Here is a 20,135-nt window from a genome sequence, read left to right as displayed (position 1 = left end):
AGCATGTCTTTGCCTATTTATAGAATTGAGTTTGAGAAGCTTCCATTACGTCCATACCAATTCGTTTGAGAGACATACTATGTTACTAATTGGGATGATAGGGAAGGGGCAGATGCTTTGAAGATTGCTTTTGTAACAGGGATTACGGGACAAGACGGCGCATATCTAGCTGAATTGCTGTTAGATAAGGGATATATTGTACACGGATTGCAGAGAAGAAGCTCTCTGCCGAATACCGGAAGAATCGACCATTTGTTGAATGATTCCAGCATTAATGAACAAAGATTTTTTCTTCATTATGGAGACCTAACGGATTCTTTAAACATAGTGCGAATTATTGAACAGGTGAAACCGGATGAAATTTACAACTTGGCAGCGATGAGCCATGTTCATGTCAGCTTTGATACGCCAGAGTATACAGCCAACGCAGATGGCATCGGAACGCTGCGCATACTGGAAGCTGTACGACTGCTCGGGCTTACGCAAAAAACAAAAATTTATCAAGCCTCCACATCTGAGCTTTACGGGCTTGTCCAACAAATTCCGCAGCACGAGAAAACACCGTTTTATCCCCGCAGTCCTTATGCAGTTGCCAAGTTGTATGCCTATTGGATCACAGTAAACTACCGCGAGGCCTACGGCATGTTCGCGTCCAATGGTATTCTCTTTAATCATGAAAGTCCTTTGCGAGGAGAAACATTCGTTTCACGCAAAATAACGAAAGCTGTAGCCCGTATAGCGCATGGACTGCAAGACAAGGTTTACTTAGGAAATTTAAATGCGCAGCGAGACTGGGGACACGCAAGAGATTACGTCGAGGCGATGTGGCTGATTCTTCAGCAGAGCGAGCCGGAAGACTTTGTCATAGCAACAGGATACACGACAGAGGTTAGAGAGTTTGTTCGCCTTGCTTTTGCCGAGATCGGTGTGGAAATAGCATTTAAAGGTGAAAAGGAAGACGAAGTGGCCTATGTAAAGGCATGCCATAATCCAGCCTATTCGCTTCCGGTCGGCAAGGAGGTTGTTGCCGTGGATGCCAAATATTATCGGCCTACCGAGGTTGAGCTGCTGCTCGGAAGTCCTGAGAAGGCAAAGAAACAATTAGGGTGGAAACCTAAATATGATGTTCAAGCGCTTGTTAAAGAAATGGTTATGCAGGATATGAATGCACTAAAAGGAGCGCGAGGCTAATGAAAATAATTTTGCTCTCGGGAGGCTCCGGTAAACGATTATGGCCGCTCTCGAACGGCTCGCGAACGAAGCAATTTTTAAAGGTGCTCAAAGGGGAGAACGGCGAACGAGAATCGATGGTTCAACGGGTGTGGAGACAGCTGCAAGAGGCTGGCCTTGAGGCTTCATCCTATATCGCCACATGCTCCTCTCAGGTGGATTTGATTAGAAGCCAGATTGGCAACCAAGTTCCGATCATCGTGGAACCGGAGAGAAGAGATACCTTTCCGGCTATTGCTTTGGTTTCCGCTTATTTGAATTCAATCGTGAAGGCATCTAAGGACGAGATCGTATGCGTGCTGCCTGTAGACCCCTATGTAAATGCTGATTTTTTCGAAAAGATCAAGGAATTAGAGCAGGTTTTGAGAGGAACGGATGCGGAGGTTGCCTTAATTGGATCACGTCCGACTTATCCTTCTGAGAAATATGGCTATATGATTCCGTCTCCTATGAATCTCGCATCACAAACTTATAATAGCATCGTGATTACAAGTTTTGTCGAGAAGCCGCCAGTGCTGATTGCCAAGGATCTAATAGAAAATGGCGCACTATGGAATTGCGGCGTGTTTGCCTTCAAACTTGATTATTTGCTCTCGCTTCTACGCGATCGGAATTACCCAACCTCCTATCAACAATTATCCCGCCAATATGCTGCGCTGCCGAAAAACAGCTTTGATTATGAAGTGTTGGAAAAAGCGAAGCAGCTCAGAGCCATCGCCTATGAAAATGAGTGGAAGGACCTCGGCACTTGGAACACGCTGACGGAGGAAATGGATACGAATGTGATCGGGCAGGGTCTTATAAGCGACGATTCGTACAATACGCATGTGCTTAATGAATTGGATATTTTGGTGACGGTGCTTGGTTTATCGAATATCGTTGTTGCAGCAAGTCCGAATGGCATCCTCGTATCCGATAAATCTGCGAGTCCCCGCATTAAGGAAATGATGCAGCCTATCGATCAGCGATTGATGTACGAGGAGCTTCGCTGGGGCTGGTATCGCCTTTTGGACGTGTTTAAGCTGGAAGACAACCGAGAGACGCTTGTGAAAAAAATTGTAGTTCATACAGGAGAGCATTATGTTCCGGATCCATTGTCCTCTCGAAGGGTTATATGGACTGTTCAAGCCGGCAAAGGCATAGCGATTGTGGATGGTAAACCGCTAAACGTGGCTCCCGGGGATTGCTTGGAAATGGAGTCGACAACAAGCTACAGCATAGCCGCTTTAACGGAGCTTACTTTAGTGGAAGTACAAATAGAGACGACCAGCGGAGTGGACGTATGACATATAGAAAAAGGATGCTGGTCTTATCCATCATCGACAGCTTGCTGCTCCTTGGAAGCTGGATGTTTGCTTTATATTTGATTTATGGCGAGCTTCTGCCTCAATCATTATCGGTTACTGATGTGGCAGTTGCTGGACTTTTTATCATTACAAGCTACTTCTTCCTTGTCATCAGCAAGTCTTACAAAACCTTATGGAAATATGCAGGCGTGCACGAACTCATTAGGGTGTTTAAAGCGGTGGCGGCAGCTGTCATTCTCTACGCAGCGGAGTTACTGCTTTTCATGCGGGCAATTGATGATTGTGTAAAAAAAGCACATGAAAGCAATCGATTGGCGCTTGCCACCATCGGATCTACCGCGAGGCATAACAACCCGTCGTTTATCATTGGACCTGCCAGAGAATCGCAGACTTTTGTAGTCTGTTTCTATATTGTTGCAGAGCGAGAGCATGTAAAGGCTATTTGTGAATACGCCGATGGTAAGGTCGATTACATTTTCATTGACGCCGAAGCTAAAAACGCGGAAGCGGGTGATTTTCTGACTGTCGCCAAAGCGTGTGTGCTGCAGAGTGAGATAAAAGCCTATAAAGGAAACGATATTACCTCGCTGGCATGCGATCTTCTAATCAACGAGCTGGTTCCTGAGCTGAAACAGAAGAAGGTTTCGATTATTGGCGCGGGAATCTTAGGCTCAAAGCTTGCGTTGACGCTCGCCGAGCGAGGAGCTGACGTTTACATCAGCAGGGGCAATCATTGCGCAAGCTTTGAATGCCATTCTTCCAAGGTACAGCACCGGGCTGATATACAATGAGAACAACATCGCGGAATCCGTCAAAAATGCTGATATTCTTATAGGATTTACGCAGGGGTTCCCTGTTATAGACGAGGCTGCGGTCACAACCCTAGCTAAGCATGCGCTTATTGTGGACGGCGGCATCGGAACGGTTAAGGAGGATGCGATCGCAACAGCTAGGCGATTAGCGATAACCATTATTCGGCTCGATGTGCGCATTGCGTTTTCTTATGTCATTGATGCGATGTTGAATACAGAATATTTTATGAGGCATATCGCTGGAACAAGAGTCATAGATGGCAAAAGCTATGTGGCGGGAGGCATGATCGGCGAGAAAAACGATATCGTTGTCGCGGATATAAGAAAACCTTCAGAAATCGTAGGCATAGCCGATGGAAAGGGTGGTATGCTGCCTCCAGCCTCAAGCTGAATCGAGAGTGCTTGTATGCAGAAGAACATGCATTCCATTGTGGCATTTCGCGCATCCCATTAGGGATGCTTTTTTATTATTGCTGTCGACTTTTCCGTCGTGCTAAAAAAGCGGTGGAAATTTCACTTTTTCATTGACCATGAGGTTAATATCACATAGAGTTAAGTTGTATTTCATTATAAAATGGACAACTTTATTCCAAATATGAGGTGGAAATCGGAACGATGATGAATATGTTTAGTCGCGCTACAATAACCATCCTTCTCCTAACCCTTCTATGGCCAGCGGCAGTATCAAACGCAGCAAGCAATCTGCTTAAAAATGCCGGTTTTGAAAATGTTGCGGAGGGAGCGCCTTCCGATTGGACGCATGATGCGTATTTGAAGGAAGAGCAAATTACTTCGTATACGATTGATAATACCGAAGCGCATACAGGAACTTATTCAGCCGTGCTTGAGAACAAGCAAGCTAATCACTCGCGGTGGACACAGACGATAAATGTAAAACCAAAAACAACATATAAATTTTCTGGGTACGTGAAGACGGAACAAGTAGGCTTGGATGCAACAGGAGCTCTATTTTTCGTTGAAGGCGTAGCAGTAACTTATCCTGAAGTGAAGGATACAAATGGAAAATGGGCTTACGTTGAATTTTATGCGAAGACGGGCCAGGACCAAAAGAGTATTACCTTTAGCGCTAGTTTAGGCGGATACGGGAGCATTAATACCGGGAAAGCTTATTTTGATGACGTCAGTGTAGAGAAAGTATCTAAGGCGCCATCCGGTGCAGAGGTGTTCAGCTTAGTCCCTACGGAGACAAGCCAAGGAACTGAAACATCGACTTCGGGCGGCTCAGTCCTTCCACTTATTTTGTTTGGTGCACTGTTCACCTTGTTTTTTGCACTTATCTATAAGAAGCTGTTTCGAGAGCGAAGCTGGCTTGACGAGAAACAACATTTACATAAAATCATTCTTGTATTCGTGTTCCTTGGGGCACTAATTTTGCGGCTCTGGATTGCTGTTTCAAGCAGTGGTTATGCAAATGATATCGCTTTGTTTATGGCTTGGGCTGACCAAGCTGCGAAGCAGGGGCTTTCTGGATTTTACCATTCGGGAATGTTTGTAGATTACCCTCCCGGCTATATTTATATTCTGTATGTATTAGGTTTAATAAAAGATATGCTGTCGCTAGATTCAGGATCAAATGCGGCATTGCTTCTATTTAAGCTCCCGGCGATTTTAGCCGATTTGGCTGCTGCTTATTTCATTGTCCAGATAGGCAAGAAGAAAGCAGGCTATTCGATAGCGTTAGGATTAGCGCTTCTTTTCTTATTCAATCCAGCTATTATTGTGGATTCTGCCGCATGGGGGCAAGTGGATTCAATATTTGCGCTGGCACTCGTGCTGGCTATTCATGGACTGGTCGAAAATAAAATAGAGCGCGCTTCGGTTTTGTTTGCAATTGCGGCGCTTATTAAGCCGCAGGCATTTATATTCATGCCTGTGCTGCTGTTGTGGTTCGTATATCGCAAAGATTGGAAGAAGATTCCGGTCAGTGCATTTTACGGCTTCACTACGTTTATATTGCTCGCTTTGCCTTTCTTCTGGGGCAACAGCGGCTTGTCGGGCCTCATTAAGCTGTATTCAGGAACCTTGTCTTCTTATCCGTACGCGACGCTAAATGCATTCAACTTCTATGCGTTAAGCGATGCCAATTGGAAGCCGATTACGGATACGTGGCTGCTGTTTTCGTTCAAAACATGGGGGAATATCTTCATTTTTGCAGCCGTAGCGATCTCCGCTTTTTTTGCACTGTTAAAGCGAGACAAGGAATCGTCAAAGCGCTCTTATTTTATAGCGATGGTGCTTATCGTTGTCGTATTTTTGGGTGTAACGAAGATGCATGAGCGTTATCTGTTTCCAGTAATGCTGCTTGGAATCTTTGCTTTTATACAATCGCTCGATCGCAGGATGTTGATGGTGTATTTCGGATTTAGCTTGACGAGTTTCATCAATATTGCTTATGTGCTTGACTACAGCAAAGTGAGCACGAACGTGCCTTTTAATGGAATTGTTCTATTGTGCTCGTTAGCAAATGTTGGATTGATGCTTTACTTGTTATATATCGGATATGATAATTATGCACGCGGAAGGTTGAAGCCTATCGCCCCGCTGCTGGAGGAAGAACGCAAGCAGTCGGATCACAAGACACTAACAGCTTTCAAAGCTGAAGCGATCTCACGAGTGAAGCAAGAGAATGAACGACTCGTGCGCAAGGATTGGATATGGATGGGTGCGATTACGTTAATTTATGCGGTCGTCGCGCTATTCCAGCTTGGCGAGCTGAAGGGGCCGACAACCGCATGGCAGCCTTCGACCGTTGGTCAAAGCTTTTACGTTGATTTGGGCGAGGTTAAGCAGCTTGATCGCATCAACAGCTTTGGCGGAGTTGGAACAGGAAAATACAAATATGAATTTAGTCAAAATGGTACCGACTGGGACAATCTCATGGAAGTCGACAGCAGCCATGTTGCTGTATTTACTTGGAACAGTCAGCCAGCGGCGCTCGCAGCTCGGTATGTGAAGCTTACGACGGTTCAAACAGGCTTCTCCATGCATGAGATGGCTTTTTACGAGCAAGGCAACAAAATACCGTTATCAATCGTTGGAATAAATGATGAGCAGGCGAAGGATGCCAAACGAGGCAGCGTACCTTTGCTCTTTGATGAACAGCAGCGCGCGAAATATGAAGCGACTTATATGAACGGATCTTATTTTGATGAAATTTATCATGCCCGTACTGCTTATGAGCATATGGAGCATATTGTAGCTTACGAGAATACACATCCACCGCTTGGCAAAATTATAATTGCGATCGGTATTAAGCTGTTTGGGCTTAATCCGTTTGGCTGGCGCATTGCCGGTACGCTGTTTGGCATTGCAATGCTGCCGTTAATGTATGTATTCGCGAGAAGGCTGTTTAAAACGACTGTTTATGCTGGTGTGGCGACTGCGTTGCTAGCAGCAGATTTTATGCATTTTACGCAGACTAGAATTGCAACGATTGACGTTTACGGCGTGTTTTTCATTATGCTGATGTTTTATTTCATGCACAAATATTATTCCTTAAGCTTCTACAGGGTAAAGCTGAGTGTTACTTTGCTGCCGTTGTTTTTAGCCGGTCTCTTTTTTGGAATCGGTGTAGCTTCCAAATGGATTGTGCTCTATGGGGGCGCAGGCTTAGCTATTATGCTCGGTTTATCATTATTTGATCGTTATAAGGAGTATGCAGCTGCCAAGCGAGTTCTGAAAGAGAACAAAAGAGAGTCTGGCTTTAGCCAAGACAAGCTGCAGCATATTATAAACGTATTTCCTCGTTATACGATCATAACGCTTGCTGTATGTCTCGTATTTTATATCGTTATACCGCTAGCGATTTATGCGTTATCTTACATTCCAGTGCTGACTGTAATGGATGAAGGATATACCTTAAAAAGTCTAGTTGATTACCAGAAGCATATGTTCAGTTATCATAGCAAGCTGGTATCAACGCATCCATTCTCATCCTCATGGTGGGAGTGGCCGTTCATGAAGAGGCCGGTATGGTATTACTCAGGCGACAATATGGCAGCAGGTATGAAATCCACAATTGTAGCGATGGGCAATCCGCTTATTTGGTGGGCAGGCATTTTTGCGATGGCAGCGACGATATGGATGAGTATCAAACGGAAAGATAAAGCGATGTATACGATATGGATCGCGTTTCTAGCGCAATATGTGCCTTGGATGCTTGTAACAAGGCTTACGTTCCTTTATCACTATTTTGCAATGGTGCCGTTCATTATTCTGAGCTTGGTCTATATGTTTAAAATAATCGAAGAGAAACGGCCAAACTTTAAGCTGATTCGAAATGTTTTTGTGGCAGTAGCGATATTGTTATTTGTGATGTACTATCCTGCGCTATCCGGTATGACTGTAAAGAGCTGGTATGTAGAGCATGTTCTGCGCTGGTTCCCAAGCTGGTTATTTTAAAATATAAGAAAGTATATCGTTTTCTCATACTTATCTTATATTTCACCGTCAAGGCTACTTCAGCGTCTAAGGACGCCGAAGGCGTTTTTGCTTGAAGAAAGGGGTATCTGGATGAAAAAATCGGCTGTAAAATACAGTATTATCGTTCCTATGTACAACGAAGAAGAGGTTATCGAGCATACGTACGAGCGGCTGAAGCTGGTCATGGACAGCACGAACGAGTGTTATGAGCTTATTTTCGTCAACGATGGAAGTAAAGATCGTACGGTCGAATTAATTTCCATGATCTGCGATTTCGATCCAAATGTCCGAATGATTAATTTTTCACGTAATTTTGGTCATCAAATCGCGATTTCAGCGGGGATGGATTATGCGCAGGGTGATGCGATCGTCGTCATTGATGCTGATCTACAAGATCCTCCTGAGGTCATTATCGATATGATCGCCAAATGGAAGGAAGGCTTTGAGGTTGTTTATGGCAAACGTCTTAAGCGCAAAGGCGAGACGATGTTCAAGAAAATAACCGCTAAGCTGTTTTATCGCACGCTGCGCAGCTTAACGAATGTGGATATTCCCGTAGATACGGGGGATTTCCGATTGATCGACCGGAAGGTATGCGATGTGCTGCGCGGCTTGAAGGAAAAAAATCGGTTCGTTCGCGGCTTGGTAAGCTGGATCGGTTTCCGTCAGACGATGGTCGAATATGAACGGGAAGAACGTTTTGCAGGCGAAACCAAATATCCGCTGAAAAAAATGATTTCTTTTGCCATTGACGGAATAACCTCCTTCTCTTATAAACCTTTGAAAATTGCCACTTATGTTGGCTTTACATTATCAATTACGAGCTTCTTGTATTTGTTAGTCGTTATATTCCAGAAGCTGTTTACGGGCACCACGATAGCTGGCTGGGCTTCCATTGTGGCAGTAAATCTTTTGTTTAACGGCATTATATTGATGCTTTTAGGCATAATCGGGGAATATATTGGCCGGATTTATGAAGAATCCAAAAACCGCCCTCTATACATCGTTCGCGAAGCTCAAGGGTTTCCTGCGAAAGAAGACAATCAATCCTCAGAGTCTGCTGAACAAGATCGGGTTAAAAAATATGTCTAACGCAACATCAAAACGAGCAGCTAGAGGATTCATCGCACAATTTGTAAAGTTCAATTTAGTTGGACTTCTTAATACGTTGATCGATTTTCTTATGTTTACACTCCTCATTTGGTTTGGAGCGTATTATTTACTTGCACAGGTAATTGCATACGGAGCTGGAATGATTAACAGCTATGTGCTAAATAGCCGATATACTTTTAGGAAGAGGGAAAATGAAGCTTCAAGCCCGCAGCAGCTAAATAGAGGTATGAGATTCATCGTATGGAACGGTATCATACTAGGTATTACTTTACTGCTGCTTATGGCCTTGAACGAGTGGTGGGGTTTGAATGAGGTCGTCTCAAAGCTGATTGTAACGGTGGTAACCGTTGCGCTTAACTTTTACGGAAGCAAGAAATGGGTTTTCGAGGCGAAAGGACCACAGACTGAGGCCAGCTAGCGGAAGGTGGGGAAAAATGAAAAGAATACTCTCTTATGCATTAGTGATTGTTGGTATTCTCATATTGCTCTATCCAAAAGCGAATGAATGGTACGAGAACCGTCAGCAGGATAAGCTGATGGCTACTTGGGATGAGGCGAGCTTTGATGTGAGCGCAGAGCAGCAAGCGCAGCAGCAATATGAGCAATTGACGGATCTCTTCAACGAGCAATCCGCAGCGACCGAGACGCCGATTCAATCGCCGACGGAAGCAGCTACACCAGAAGCAACTCCTACAGAGGCGCCAAAAGCACAGAAGATTGCCCCCATTGCAACGATTAAGATTGATAAAATAAAGCTTAAGCTGCCTGTCGTTGAGGGAGCCACCCAGAAGAATATGAAATCGGCTACAGCTCACTTAAAGGAAACAACAGCAATAGGCAAAGTCGGCAACACAGCTATAGCCGGCCATCGGATGCGCTCTAAGGGAAGGCTGTTTAATCGGCTTGGGGAAGTTGAGGTCGGAGATAAAATCGTCGTGGATACAAAAGATGAAAGCTTCACATACACCGTTTATAAAGTATCCATTGTAGATCCGACAGATGTATCTGTTCTAAATTACAACAATAAAGATAAGCTGCTGACTTTGATCACCTGTGATCCCATAGTAAACCCCACGCATCGGCTCATCATTCATGCAAAAATATAATGGGCAGCAGAGCCCATTTTCCCTTCATAACAGCACCAATGGTATCGCCCCTTCATAGTATAAGTTGACTGTATCCCTTAACCTTGTTAAACCATAAAAACCCGCGCAAGGAGGGGTGACAAACATTGAAGGGTAGCGACCATAAGAGCAAGTTTTTATTGACGCATCGTGAACGCGAGGTATTCGAGCTGTTAGTACAGGACAAGACAACAAGAGATATTGCACAACAACTATTCATCAGCGAGAAGACCGTCCGCAACCATATTTCTAATGTCATGCAAAAGCTGAACGTAAAAGGTCGTTCACAAGCGGTTGTCGAGCTAATCAAGCTTGGTGAATTACAAATCTAACATAGCAACCTAATCGGACGGCACTGTGACAAGGTGCTGTCTTATTTTTTTAAATCGATTAATGGGCAATTATTGAAATTGATTATCTAATTATGGAAAATAAACCAGCTAGGAAAGAGGTATTTGTCGAATCTCGTCGAATAATTAGTAATATCATAAATCAAAGAAGGTATCGCTGTGTCGCTTTTACATGTAAAACAAGCTATTCAAAAGAGAAAAGTGAGCCTGACGACGCTAATGATTGGTTTAGTCTCTGCTTCGGTTTTACTCATGTTAACCATTTTGCTTATTGCATCCTACCAGTCCAAGAAACAAGCGTTGTATGAAACAACACTTACACTTAATCTTTCAACCGCATCAAAAATGAGCATGACAATGGATTCATTATTTGAGTCGATGCGAAGCAGTCTTAAAAACGCGGCAGACTTTTATTCTTTGAATAGTGATATGAAGCAATCAGATTCAGGAAAATATCTTGATCTCATTCGCAATAGCAGCAACTATTTTAATTCGATTGTCGTAGTTGATGAGAATGGTGTCATGCGTACACTGTCCCCTTCGTCGATTGGCAAGGCAGGCGAGCCTATAAAAACAGCCGCTGCGAAGGAAGCATTGGCGTCACGAAAGCCATATTTGTCAAAGCCTTATACTAGCGCGACTACGAAAAATCTCATGGTGTTTATTAGTGAGCCTTTGTTTGATCAAAAGGGTGTATACCGGGGCTATATCGGTGGAAGCCTCTATTTGCAACAAAATAACGTTCTAAATATGATATTCGGTAATGATAACCTTGACCATAACGGTTCCTATTTCTATGTAGTAGGTTCAGATGGCCACTTAATGTACGATCCTGATAAAAGTCAGATTGGAAAGGATAGTACCTCGAATCTGATCGTTCAGAAGTTGATTAAGGGGCAGAGCGGACAAGAGCTCGCCGTAGATGAAGTTGGTGTGAAATGGCTTGCCGGTTACTCCTACGTCCCAGAGAATCAATGGGGGGTTGTTGTGCTTTCACCAATAAGCATAGTGAAGGAGCAGTTGAACAATCATATACAAGCGATCCTATTATACACGCTCATACCCTTTATTCTTTTGATGCTCGTGACGACCTTTTTTGCCCGCCGATTGGCTAAACCTTTTGTAACGCTTGCGAATATCGTCAGCAAAATGGGAAAAGAAGAAGTTCCCATACCCGCCATGAAGCATCATTGGAACAGAGAAGCCGATTTATTAACGAGCACGGTCATACTTGCTATGAACGGTATTAAAACGGAAACTGATCGGTTGACACAAGCGGCTATGACGGATGCTTTGACCGGATTAAATAATAGAAGAACGTTAGAAACGATTATGAAAAAATGGATAGAAGAAAAGAAACCTTACTCCATCGTCGTCTTGGATATTGATCGCTTTAAAACCATTAATGATACATATGGGCATCAGGAAGGCGACAGAGTGCTTCAGCATTTGGCTGATATTGTCAGGTTTTCTGTATCACCTGATGACCTTTGCAGCCGTTACGGAGGGGAAGAGTTCGTTGTCCTGCTGCCGAATGCCGCGCCGAATGTTGCCTTTGAAACTGCTGAGCGAATTCGTACAACAATGGCGAGCAGCGAAAATCATCTCAAGCAGATGGTTACCGTTTCCCTTGGCGTAGCTCAGTTTCCTTCCCATGCACAAACAGCAGATGAATTATTTTTACTTGCAGATCAAGCTCTCTATAAGGCCAAGCACGCTGGAAGAAACAAGACGGTAATGGCTGACTAGTATGCCGCCTCTGAAATTTCTGATTATTATCAATTATTGATGTACTGAAAAGGATTAAGCTAATGAAACCAGACCTAGTGTATACAAAAAAAAGAATGATTTATTTTATCGTTTTATCCATCGCAATAATAAGTATGCTTGTCGGACTTAAACTCATCTCCACCTATCACTACACAACGAAGTCAGCGGAGATCACGCTGGCGAAGCAGTATACGGAAATCGCTACGGATGCAGCAAATGGTTTAGATAAAGTTGCTTATAAGCAATTTCTACTAACCAAAACGGATGATGAGAATCGTAAAAAAATAAAATTGTATTTGGAGGAGTATCGGAAACGTATAAATGCGCTCTATATTTATATTCTGCTTTTAGATGATACCGATGTTTCCAAAGTAATGATTAGCGCATTTCCAAATCATATAAAAGATATACCGATTGGTTTTCCTTGTACCGTTCCTTCTAATCAAGTGGAGATGGCTAAAAAAGGGCTAAAATATTCCACAGGAGTGTTACATGATAGGATAAGCGAATCCTATATGTCCGTCGGGGTTCCATTCTTTGATGAGGATGGCACGGTGCTTGGTGTTGTGGGGATCGATATCGCTGCGAAGGATTTAGGCCATGTGGGCAAGTATGTTGTCCAAAATAATATGTTTATTTTCGGAGTGGATGTCCTGTTTGCTTTATTGCTGCTCGCTGGTGTCTATGTGCTTAACAAATGGTACAAAGCCAGGCTTCATCAGGACATGCGTGAATCTGAGAAGGTATACATTTCCGAGTTGGGCAAAATTGTAGAGACCATCAAATCAAGTCGTCATGATCTCATGAATCATCTCCAGGTGTTGAATGGATTAATGGACATCCGAAGGTATGATAAAGCACATGATTATTTAAAACAGCTAACCGAGGAATCCAAAACGTTAAACCTATCGCTGCATATAAAAAATCCGATTTTAATGGTGCTGTTCCAGAGCAAGAGGGAGCTGGCGCATTCGAAAAATATAATCATCAGCTTCGCTACAGATTATGATGCATTCGATAAAATAGAGTCGATGGACTTAGTCAAATTATTTTCTAATTTGTTGGATAATGCGATTGAAGCGGTGGAATCAAATGCTGGGTATATATCGCAGGAGATTCAAGTGCAATGTAAAGTGGAACATGGAAAATATATATTTATAATCGAGAATCCAGCCGTGCTTACGGATGAGGAGCAAAAGTGCTTCTTCCAATATGGTTTTACTACGAAAGCAAAGGGTTCTGTTTTACGAGGAAACGGTCTCTCTATAGTAAGGAGAACCGTGGAGAAATATAAGGGTGAGCTTAAATTTCAATATGAAGAAGGCAAGGTTCGTATTCAAATCCGAATCTAAATAAAAGAGGCTGTACCGCATTCTGATGCAGTACAGCCTCTTTTGCTGAAATTTTATGTTAATCCAGAAACATGCTGCTCCACATAGCCTTTAACCTCTTCAGCTGAGCTTAGTGCCAGAACGGCCTGAGCTATCTGCTTCATTTCCTGCTGAGATAGATTTGCGAGCAAAGCGCGAGCAGGAAGTATTGCACTTGCGCTCATACTAAACTCGTCTAAACCTAGACCGAGCAGGATCGGCAGTGCATGCTTCGAGCCCGCCATTTCACCGCACATCCCCACCCATTTGCCATGAGCATGAGCGGCTGTAATAACACGATTAATGAGCTGTAAAATAGCTGGATGAAGCGGATCGTTTAGATAGGAAAGCTTAGGATTCATACGATCTGCAGCAAATGTGTACTGAACTAAATCGTTTGTTCCGATACTGAAGAAATCAACTTCCTTGGCGAATAAATCCGCTAGCAGAGCCGCTGCTGGAATTTCGATCATGATGCCGGCTTCGATCCCAGAGTTAAAGGGAATACCTGCTTCGGTCAGTTCCTGCTTTGTTTCTTCCAGCATAGCTTTAGCTTGGCGCCATTCACCCAGTGTAGCAATCATAGGGAACATAATTTTTAAGTTGCCGTATGCGCTGGCCCGCAAAATCGCCCGAAGTTGTGTCTTGAACATATCCGGTCGATCCAAGCAGATACGAATGGCACGGTAACCAAGGAAAGGGTTGTCTTCTTTAGGCAGGTTGAGGTATGCAATTTCCTTGTCTCCGCCAATATCTATCGTTCGAATGACGATAGGCGCATCGTTTCCAAACGCTTCTGCTGCTTTGCGATAAGCTTCAAACTGTGTATCCTCGGAGGGCAGCCCAGCTGCGTCCATATATAGAAACTCGGTTCGAAATAGTCCGATGCCTTCAGCTCCTGCCGCAGCGGCAAGCTCGGCATCCTTAACTAAGCCGATATTTGCTACAAGTTCAACCTGTACGCCATCGCTGCTTACGGAAGGCTGATTTATAAAGGTTTGATAAAATTGCTTGCTCTCAAGCTGCTGCTTCTGCAATTGTGAATATCGAGTTAACGTTTCATTATCGGGGTCCACGTAAATATGCCCATCTGTCCCGTCAATGATGACGGTTTGGCCGTTTTTCACTGCCTGCTCCATGGAGCTGCCGATTCCGACAATGGCAGGAATGCCGATAGACCTTGCAATAATGGCAGAGTGGGAAGTACGCCCGCCTGCTTGCGTTGCGAAGCCAATTACTTTGCTTGGATCGAGCTGAGCCGTATCCGAAGGTGTTAAATCTTCTGCAAACAGAATGATAGAACCTGACTCATCATTCAAGGATGTTGATGAAATGCCTTGCAGCTTGTTTAATACACGCCGACTTACGTCACGAATATCGGCTGCTCTTTCCTTCAAGTAGGGATCATCCAGCCCGCCAATCATTTCTGCAATCTCTTCAGAGGTGTTGAAAAAGGCGAATTCAACATTGATCCGTTCGGATCTCACGATCTCTTTCGAGCGGTCGATGAGCTCTTCATCCTCGAGTAGCATCAGATGCGCTTCAAATATTTCTGCCTCATGCTCTTTGTTCTGAGCAATCAGCTTGGCGTGGATGGCTTCAAGCTCTTCATGAGTTGAAGCAATTGCAGCTTCAAAACGTTTAATTTCATCGTCCAATCGATTGTCTTCCAAGTGAACCTTCTCGATCTGGATAGGTTTTGTAGACAATACTTTAGCTACGCCGATCGCATATCCAGGAGATGCGGCAATTCCTTGAAGCATCATCTCTTATTGCCCCTTTTCTGCATGCGCCTCAATAGAGACAAGAATCTCTCCAATAGCAGCTACAACAGCCTCAGCGTGCTCACCCTCAGCAGAAACGGAAATGCTGTCTCCAAGTTTTGCCCCAACGGAAATGACATGAACTAGACTTTTGGCATTGAAGCTTTTGCCATCCTTCTCTAGTGTAACTGTTCCTGTGAATGCCTTTGCTGCTTCAACGATCTTGCGTGCTGGTCTTGCATGTATGCCAAATGGATTTTGTATAACAAAGCTGTTTTTCATCATTTTTCACTCCTAATAGGTTTGTTGTTACATTATTTTTTTAATTTCGTCTTTCAACTGCTCGGACTGCGTGCCGAATATAACTTGCACTGCGCCTTTGCCTAAACGGATAATGCCTGCTGCGCCCATGCCCTTGAGCTGTGTATCATTGACAATCGATTCATCCTTCACGACTAAGCGAAGACGTGTAATACAAGCATCTAGACCGACGATATTTGAAGATCCGCCGAGCGCATGCAGCACATTTTCTGCTTTACTGCCAGATGCGGCTGCAGTCTTTTCTTTGTTATCGGCTTTGTCCTCGGCCGTCTCATCTTCACGACCTGGCGTCTTAATATTGAATTTGACGATGATAAAGCGAAATAAGAAATAATACACGACGGCAAAGGCAAGACCCACCGGAATAATGAGCAGCGGATTCGTCGCGAGCTGATAATTGATCGCATAATCGATAAAGCCTGCTGAGAAGCCAAACCCATGCCTAACCTCCAGCTGATAGAGGATGAAGCCGGATAACCCCGTTAAGATGGCATGAATGACAAATAGAAACGGTGCTGCGAACATAAAAGCAAATTCAAGCGGTTCTGTGATCCCTGTCAGGAATGAAGCGAATGCCGTACCAATAAATATGGAAGCAACGAGTTTGCGCTTCTCTTTGCGAGCTGTGTGGATAATTGCAAGCGCGCCTGCTGGCAGTGCAAACATCATAATCGGGAAGAAGCCAGTCATAAACATGCCCGCTGTTTTGTCTCCAGCGAAAAAGCGATACAAGTCACCGTGTACTACTTTGCCTGTTGCATCTGTATAGTCACCGATTTGGAACCAAGCGATGGAATTAATAACATGATGCAAGCCGGTAGGAATAAGCAGTCGGTTTGCTGTAAGAAAAACGAAGGAGCCGATTCCGCCAAAACCAACGACCCAGCGGCCAAAAGTATCCAGCGCCATTTGAATAGGACCCCAAACAAGACCGAGTAAGAGAGCAACGATAACCATAACGAGCGAGGTTATGATAGGGACAAATCGTTTGCCGCTGAAGAAGCCAAGCCAGTCGGGCAGCTTGATCGTATGGAATCTTTTATATAAGTACGCTGATATCAAACCAGCAATAATACCGCCAAGGACGCCCATGTTGAGTTCAACATCTTTTCCAACAATGTTGGTAAAGACGAGCGGCACTTTAATTTGAACGGTTACAAGCACTTGGTACGCGATAACGGCAGCCAGTGCGGCAACTGCATCACCAGCAAGTCCGATGGCAACACCGACGGCAAATATGAGCGGTAAGTTATCGAAAATTGCGGCGCCGCCAGCAGCAAGAAACGGTGCGATGTATTGATTAATAAACTCTCCTGCGCTGCCCATGTGAAAGTCTTTCACATAGTCAATATTACCGAAACGAAGCAGGATGGAAGCCGCTGGAAGAGCGGCGACTGGAAGCATTAATGCTTTACCTATTTTTTGTAGGAAGGCTAGCATAGTTATTCGTCCTCTTTTCTTATCCAAGTGTAGGGGTGCTTCTTTAGCCGTTCATAGTTGCCTTAAGCAGAAGCTCCTTGCCAGCTGTAACAGAACCGCTGGTAAGCAAGTGTTCCAATTGCTTCACATCATCCTCGTTTGCGACAACGATAGGTGTGATGGATGGATAACCTGCGGCTTCGATTTTGGCGCGATCAAATGTTATAAGTGCATCACCGGCTTGAAAGGTGTCACCGGAAGCTACATGAGCCTCAAAACCATCGCCATTTAGTGCTACAGTATTGATACCGATGTGAATGAGAAGCTGCAGGCCTGATGCATGCTCAATAATAATGGCATGATTGGTATGAATAAGATGAGATACAGTACCATCGAAAGGTGCGACGATAGTCCCTTCAGACGGCTCAATCGCAAGTCCGTCACCCATATGTTTGCCTGCGAAAGCTTCATCAGGAACAGCGGTTAACGGTACGACCTTTCCTGACAAGGGGGCTGATACTTCAATTGTTTTTTGTTTTGACTTTCCAAAAAGTTTAGATAGCATAATAATATCCTCCTAGTGTTGGTCTGCTTGTTTAATAAGTTGCCCTACCGGTACATTGTGAATTCCAGAATAAACATGAAACGACAAAAACCCTATCTCTTCTTCCGGGATGCCAACGTGGAATTGCTCACTAATCCACTCAGCCAATTTGGCGGCAATTTCGAACTCTAAAGGAAAGCTCTGTTTCGTCTCGTTCAGAAAGGGATTTACAATATCCATGCCATTGTGAAGCCGATAAACAGCAAATTGGATGTGGCTCGGCAGTGTGAAATATAGTTTCGGGTTTACTTCGACACCCGTTTTCTGTTTGATGTAATCGGCAATTCGCTCTGTCATATCAATGATGGTTGGGTCGATTTCTTCAAGATACGTGTGATATTTCTTCATTTGTTCGGAATCATCCAAACGAAATCGTTTTTCTATGCGGTTATCAGTTCGATCAATGATTTGTCCGGCTTTAAGACTGAACCCTAATCCTTTGCCAAAAATGACGTATTCTTTCTCCGTTTGCACATCAATTGTTAATAACACATTGTTGCCGATTGCGCGTTCAACCCGAAAGGCGCGAGCCATACTTGAAATCCCTCCTTTGTCATTAAGGTGCCCATCTGGCAAAAAAAAGAGCCAAGAAAAGAAAACCGTTCTAAAAGGAAATTAGAAGGTAATCTGTTCTTGGCTCATGCCTCTTTTAGTGAGTAACACGCCAATTTCATATGATTGATCGTTTTAATCGATAAAATGATGTTGAACACCATTCATTTGAATATTAACATCATAAGAATGTAAAACGCTTTCGTCAAGAGGGTATTCACTTGAAAAATATCACTTTCATCATTTTCAATAACCGTCAGTGGAGTGACCGAGCTCCTCAGAAAGCTCCATTCCTTCGTTTGCAGGCGTGGTTCCAACGTGTTTTGTGCTGTTGCCGAGCTTATCGTTTGTCTGTAGCCCTTCCTTCACACGTTTGCCATATTCGGGATCTGCTTCTGTAAAATGCTGAATCATTTGATCACGAATAACTGTGCTGCATGTGCTGAGTGCATCTACCAAATTTTCGATGAGCTCATCCTTCTCCCAGTCCTCGAATTTACGATAGGTCTCCCCAGCTTGTTTGAAATTGTTTTGGCGATCGATAGGCTGTTTTACAAGTTTTGCGGAATAGGAGGGCTCATGAGGCTCACCCGGCTTTGGAGCTTCCGTTAATCCGCCCATTGTAGAAGGCTCATAATTGACATGCGGATTTTGGCCGGGTGCAATGTCGATATAGAAAGCCATTTGCCCGTCACGCTGATTGGTGGCGACACGTTTCTTCGGTGCGTTGATCGGCAATTGAAGGTAGTTGGAGCCGACGCGGTGGCGCTGAGTATCGGAATAGGAAAACGTCCGGCCCTGCAGCATCTTATCGTCAGAGAAATCTAGACCATCAACGAGTACGCCTGTGCCAAAGGCCGCTTGCTCGACTTCTGCAAAGTAGTTTTCCGGGTTTTTGTTTAAGACCATCTTCCCAACAGGCAGCATCGGGAATAATTCAGGGTCCCAAAGCTTTGTGTCGTCCAGCGGGTCAAAGTCAAGCTCTTCATGCTCGTCATCGCTCATCCACTGCACTTGTAATTCCCAAGCTGGATATTCACCACGTTCGATGGCTTCATATAAATCTTGGGTTCCGTGATTGAAATTTTTCCCTTGAATTTGCTCTGCTTCGCTTTGTTTTAGGTTGCGAATGCCTTGAAGCGGCTCCCAATGGTATTTGACGAGTACGCCTTCGCCTGCGGCATTAATCCATTTGTATGTATTGACGCCGGAGCCCTGCATTTGCCTATAGTTTGCGGGTATTCCCCAAGGCGAGAACAAAAAGGTAATCATATGGGTAGCTTCCGGCGATTGAGATACAAAATCAAAAAAACGTTCCATACTTTGTACATTGGTGACTGGGTCGGGCTTGAATGCATGAACCATGTCAGGAAATTTCATCGCATCCCGTATGAAAAATATTTTCAGATTGTTGCCGACAAGATCCCAGTTGCCATCTTCAGTATAAAACTTGGTAGCGAACCCGCGCGGATCGCGCAGCGTTTCTGGTGAATGGCCTCCGTGAATAACGCTGGAAAAACGAACGAATACGGGCGTACGCTTGCCCGGCTCTTGAAATAGCTTGGCTCTCGTATATTTTGCAATGGGCTCTTCGCCAAGCTTGCCGTAAGCCTCGAAATAACCGTGCGCACCTGCGCCGCGGCCGTGCACAACACGTTCTGGAATACGTTCTCTGTCAAAATGAGATATTTTCTCTATGAAATGATAGTTCTCCAGTGTCGACGGACCACGATTGCCAACGGTACGAATATTTTGATTGTCTGAGATAGGGTGACCTTGCCGATCAGTTAATGTCGAATCTGGTGTCTCATTCGTCGCCATGATGTTCTCATCCTCCAATTTAATGCAATTGATATTTCTAGCGTGTAGTTTAAGTCATACAAGTTTTTATTATTCATACATTAGATATAGTAATGAAATGCTATTTTTGCTCGAAAAATGTGAAGATTATGGTATG

16 protein-coding genes and 1 pseudogene are annotated in these 20,135 nt (G+C 44.1%); 11 read left to right on the top strand and 6 right to left on the bottom strand.

Annotated elements, in window-relative coordinates; all coding sequences use genetic code 11:
- Positions 1 to 117 precede the first annotated feature (117 nt).
- The 11 genes from gmd to MHH56_RS23145 all read left to right on the top strand — a co-directional run bounded on the left by gmd (position 118) and on the right by MHH56_RS23145 (position 13,501).
- Positions 118 to 1,191, top strand: coding sequence for a GDP-mannose 4,6-dehydratase (gmd, locus tag MHH56_RS23195; RefSeq protein ID WP_339204038.1), 1,074 nt, complete (start codon positions 118 to 120; stop codon positions 1,189 to 1,191).
- Complete coding sequence (locus MHH56_RS23190) at positions 1,191 to 2,516, top strand: sugar phosphate nucleotidyltransferase (RefSeq protein ID WP_339204037.1); 1,326 nt, start codon at positions 1,191 to 1,193, stop codon at positions 2,514 to 2,516. The genes gmd and MHH56_RS23190 overlap by 1 nt, the downstream gene beginning before the upstream one ends.
- On the top strand, positions 2,513 to 3,328 hold the full coding sequence (locus tag MHH56_RS23185; protein ID WP_339204036.1) for a hypothetical protein: 816 nt from the start codon (positions 2,513 to 2,515) through the stop codon (positions 3,326 to 3,328). The genes MHH56_RS23190 and MHH56_RS23185 overlap by 4 nt, the downstream gene beginning before the upstream one ends.
- Positions 3,282 to 3,740 carry a hypothetical protein gene (locus MHH56_RS23180; protein ID WP_339204035.1) on the top strand — a complete coding sequence of 153 codons (459 nt, stop codon included), beginning with the start codon at positions 3,282 to 3,284 and terminating at the stop codon, positions 3,738 to 3,740. The genes MHH56_RS23185 and MHH56_RS23180 overlap by 47 nt, the downstream gene beginning before the upstream one ends.
- 224 nt (positions 3,741 to 3,964) lie before the next feature.
- Complete coding sequence (locus MHH56_RS23175) at positions 3,965 to 7,771, top strand: phospholipid carrier-dependent glycosyltransferase (protein ID WP_339204034.1); 3,807 nt, start codon at positions 3,965 to 3,967, stop codon at positions 7,769 to 7,771.
- Positions 7,772 to 7,882: 111 nt separating this feature from the next.
- Complete coding sequence (locus tag MHH56_RS23170; RefSeq protein WP_339204033.1) at positions 7,883 to 8,884, top strand: glycosyltransferase family 2 protein; 1,002 nt, start codon at positions 7,883 to 7,885, stop codon at positions 8,882 to 8,884.
- A complete protein-coding gene (locus tag MHH56_RS23165; protein WP_339204032.1) occupies positions 8,877 to 9,323 on the top strand; it encodes a GtrA family protein in 447 nt (148 codons plus the stop codon). The genes MHH56_RS23170 and MHH56_RS23165 overlap by 8 nt, the downstream gene beginning before the upstream one ends.
- Positions 9,324 to 9,339: 16 nt before the next feature.
- Positions 9,340 to 10,011, top strand: coding sequence for a class D sortase (locus MHH56_RS23160; RefSeq protein WP_339204031.1), 672 nt, complete (start codon positions 9,340 to 9,342; stop codon positions 10,009 to 10,011).
- A 125-nt stretch (positions 10,012 to 10,136) separates the two neighbouring features.
- A complete protein-coding gene (locus MHH56_RS23155) occupies positions 10,137 to 10,361 on the top strand; it encodes a LuxR C-terminal-related transcriptional regulator (RefSeq protein ID WP_006040330.1) in 225 nt (74 codons plus the stop codon).
- A 177-nt stretch (positions 10,362 to 10,538) separates the two neighbouring features.
- Positions 10,539 to 12,128 carry a sensor domain-containing diguanylate cyclase gene (locus MHH56_RS23150; protein ID WP_339204030.1) on the top strand — a complete coding sequence of 530 codons (1,590 nt, stop codon included), beginning with the start codon at positions 10,539 to 10,541 and terminating at the stop codon, positions 12,126 to 12,128.
- Between the two features lie 77 nt (positions 12,129 to 12,205).
- Positions 12,206 to 13,501, top strand: a complete 1,296-nt coding sequence (locus MHH56_RS23145; protein ID WP_339204029.1) for a GHKL domain-containing protein — start codon at positions 12,206 to 12,208, stop codon at positions 13,499 to 13,501.
- A 53-nt stretch (positions 13,502 to 13,554) separates the two neighbouring features.
- Here the strand turns inward: MHH56_RS23145 and ptsP are convergent, their stop codons facing one another.
- The 6 genes and pseudogenes from ptsP to MHH56_RS23115 all read right to left on the bottom strand — a co-directional run.
- Complete coding sequence (ptsP, locus tag MHH56_RS23140; protein WP_339204028.1) at positions 13,555 to 15,285, bottom strand: phosphoenolpyruvate--protein phosphotransferase; 1,731 nt, start codon at positions 15,283 to 15,285, stop codon at positions 13,555 to 13,557.
- Between the two features lie 3 nt (positions 15,286 to 15,288).
- The gene (locus tag MHH56_RS23135; RefSeq protein WP_339204027.1) at positions 15,289 to 15,567 is read right to left on the bottom strand and encodes an HPr family phosphocarrier protein; all 279 of its coding nucleotides are present in this window, start codon (positions 15,565 to 15,567) and stop codon (positions 15,289 to 15,291) included.
- Positions 15,568 to 15,591: 24 nt separating this feature from the next.
- Positions 15,592 to 17,043: an N-acetylglucosamine-specific PTS transporter subunit IIBC gene (gene nagE / locus MHH56_RS23130; protein ID WP_339204026.1), complete on the bottom strand. Its 1,452-nt coding sequence runs from the start codon at positions 17,041 to 17,043 to the stop codon at positions 15,592 to 15,594.
- Positions 17,044 to 17,086: 43 nt separating this feature from the next.
- A complete protein-coding gene (locus tag MHH56_RS23125) occupies positions 17,087 to 17,587 on the bottom strand; it encodes a PTS glucose transporter subunit IIA (RefSeq protein WP_339204025.1) in 501 nt (166 codons plus the stop codon).
- Positions 17,588 to 17,599: 12 nt separating this feature from the next.
- Positions 17,600 to 18,160: a PRD domain-containing protein gene (locus MHH56_RS23120; RefSeq protein WP_076270213.1), complete on the bottom strand. Its 561-nt coding sequence runs from the start codon at positions 18,158 to 18,160 to the stop codon at positions 17,600 to 17,602.
- 264 nt (positions 18,161 to 18,424) lie between these two features.
- Positions 18,425 to 19,972, bottom strand: a pseudogene (locus MHH56_RS23115) (catalase); the annotation flags it as partial.
- Between the last annotated feature and the right edge of the window lie 163 nt (positions 19,973 to 20,135).

The sequence above is a fragment of the Paenibacillus sp. FSL K6-3182 genome (assembly GCF_037976325.1).
GTDB lineage: Bacteria > Bacillota > Bacilli > Paenibacillales > Paenibacillaceae > Pristimantibacillus.
This window is presented reverse-complemented; position numbering and strand designations above follow the sequence as displayed.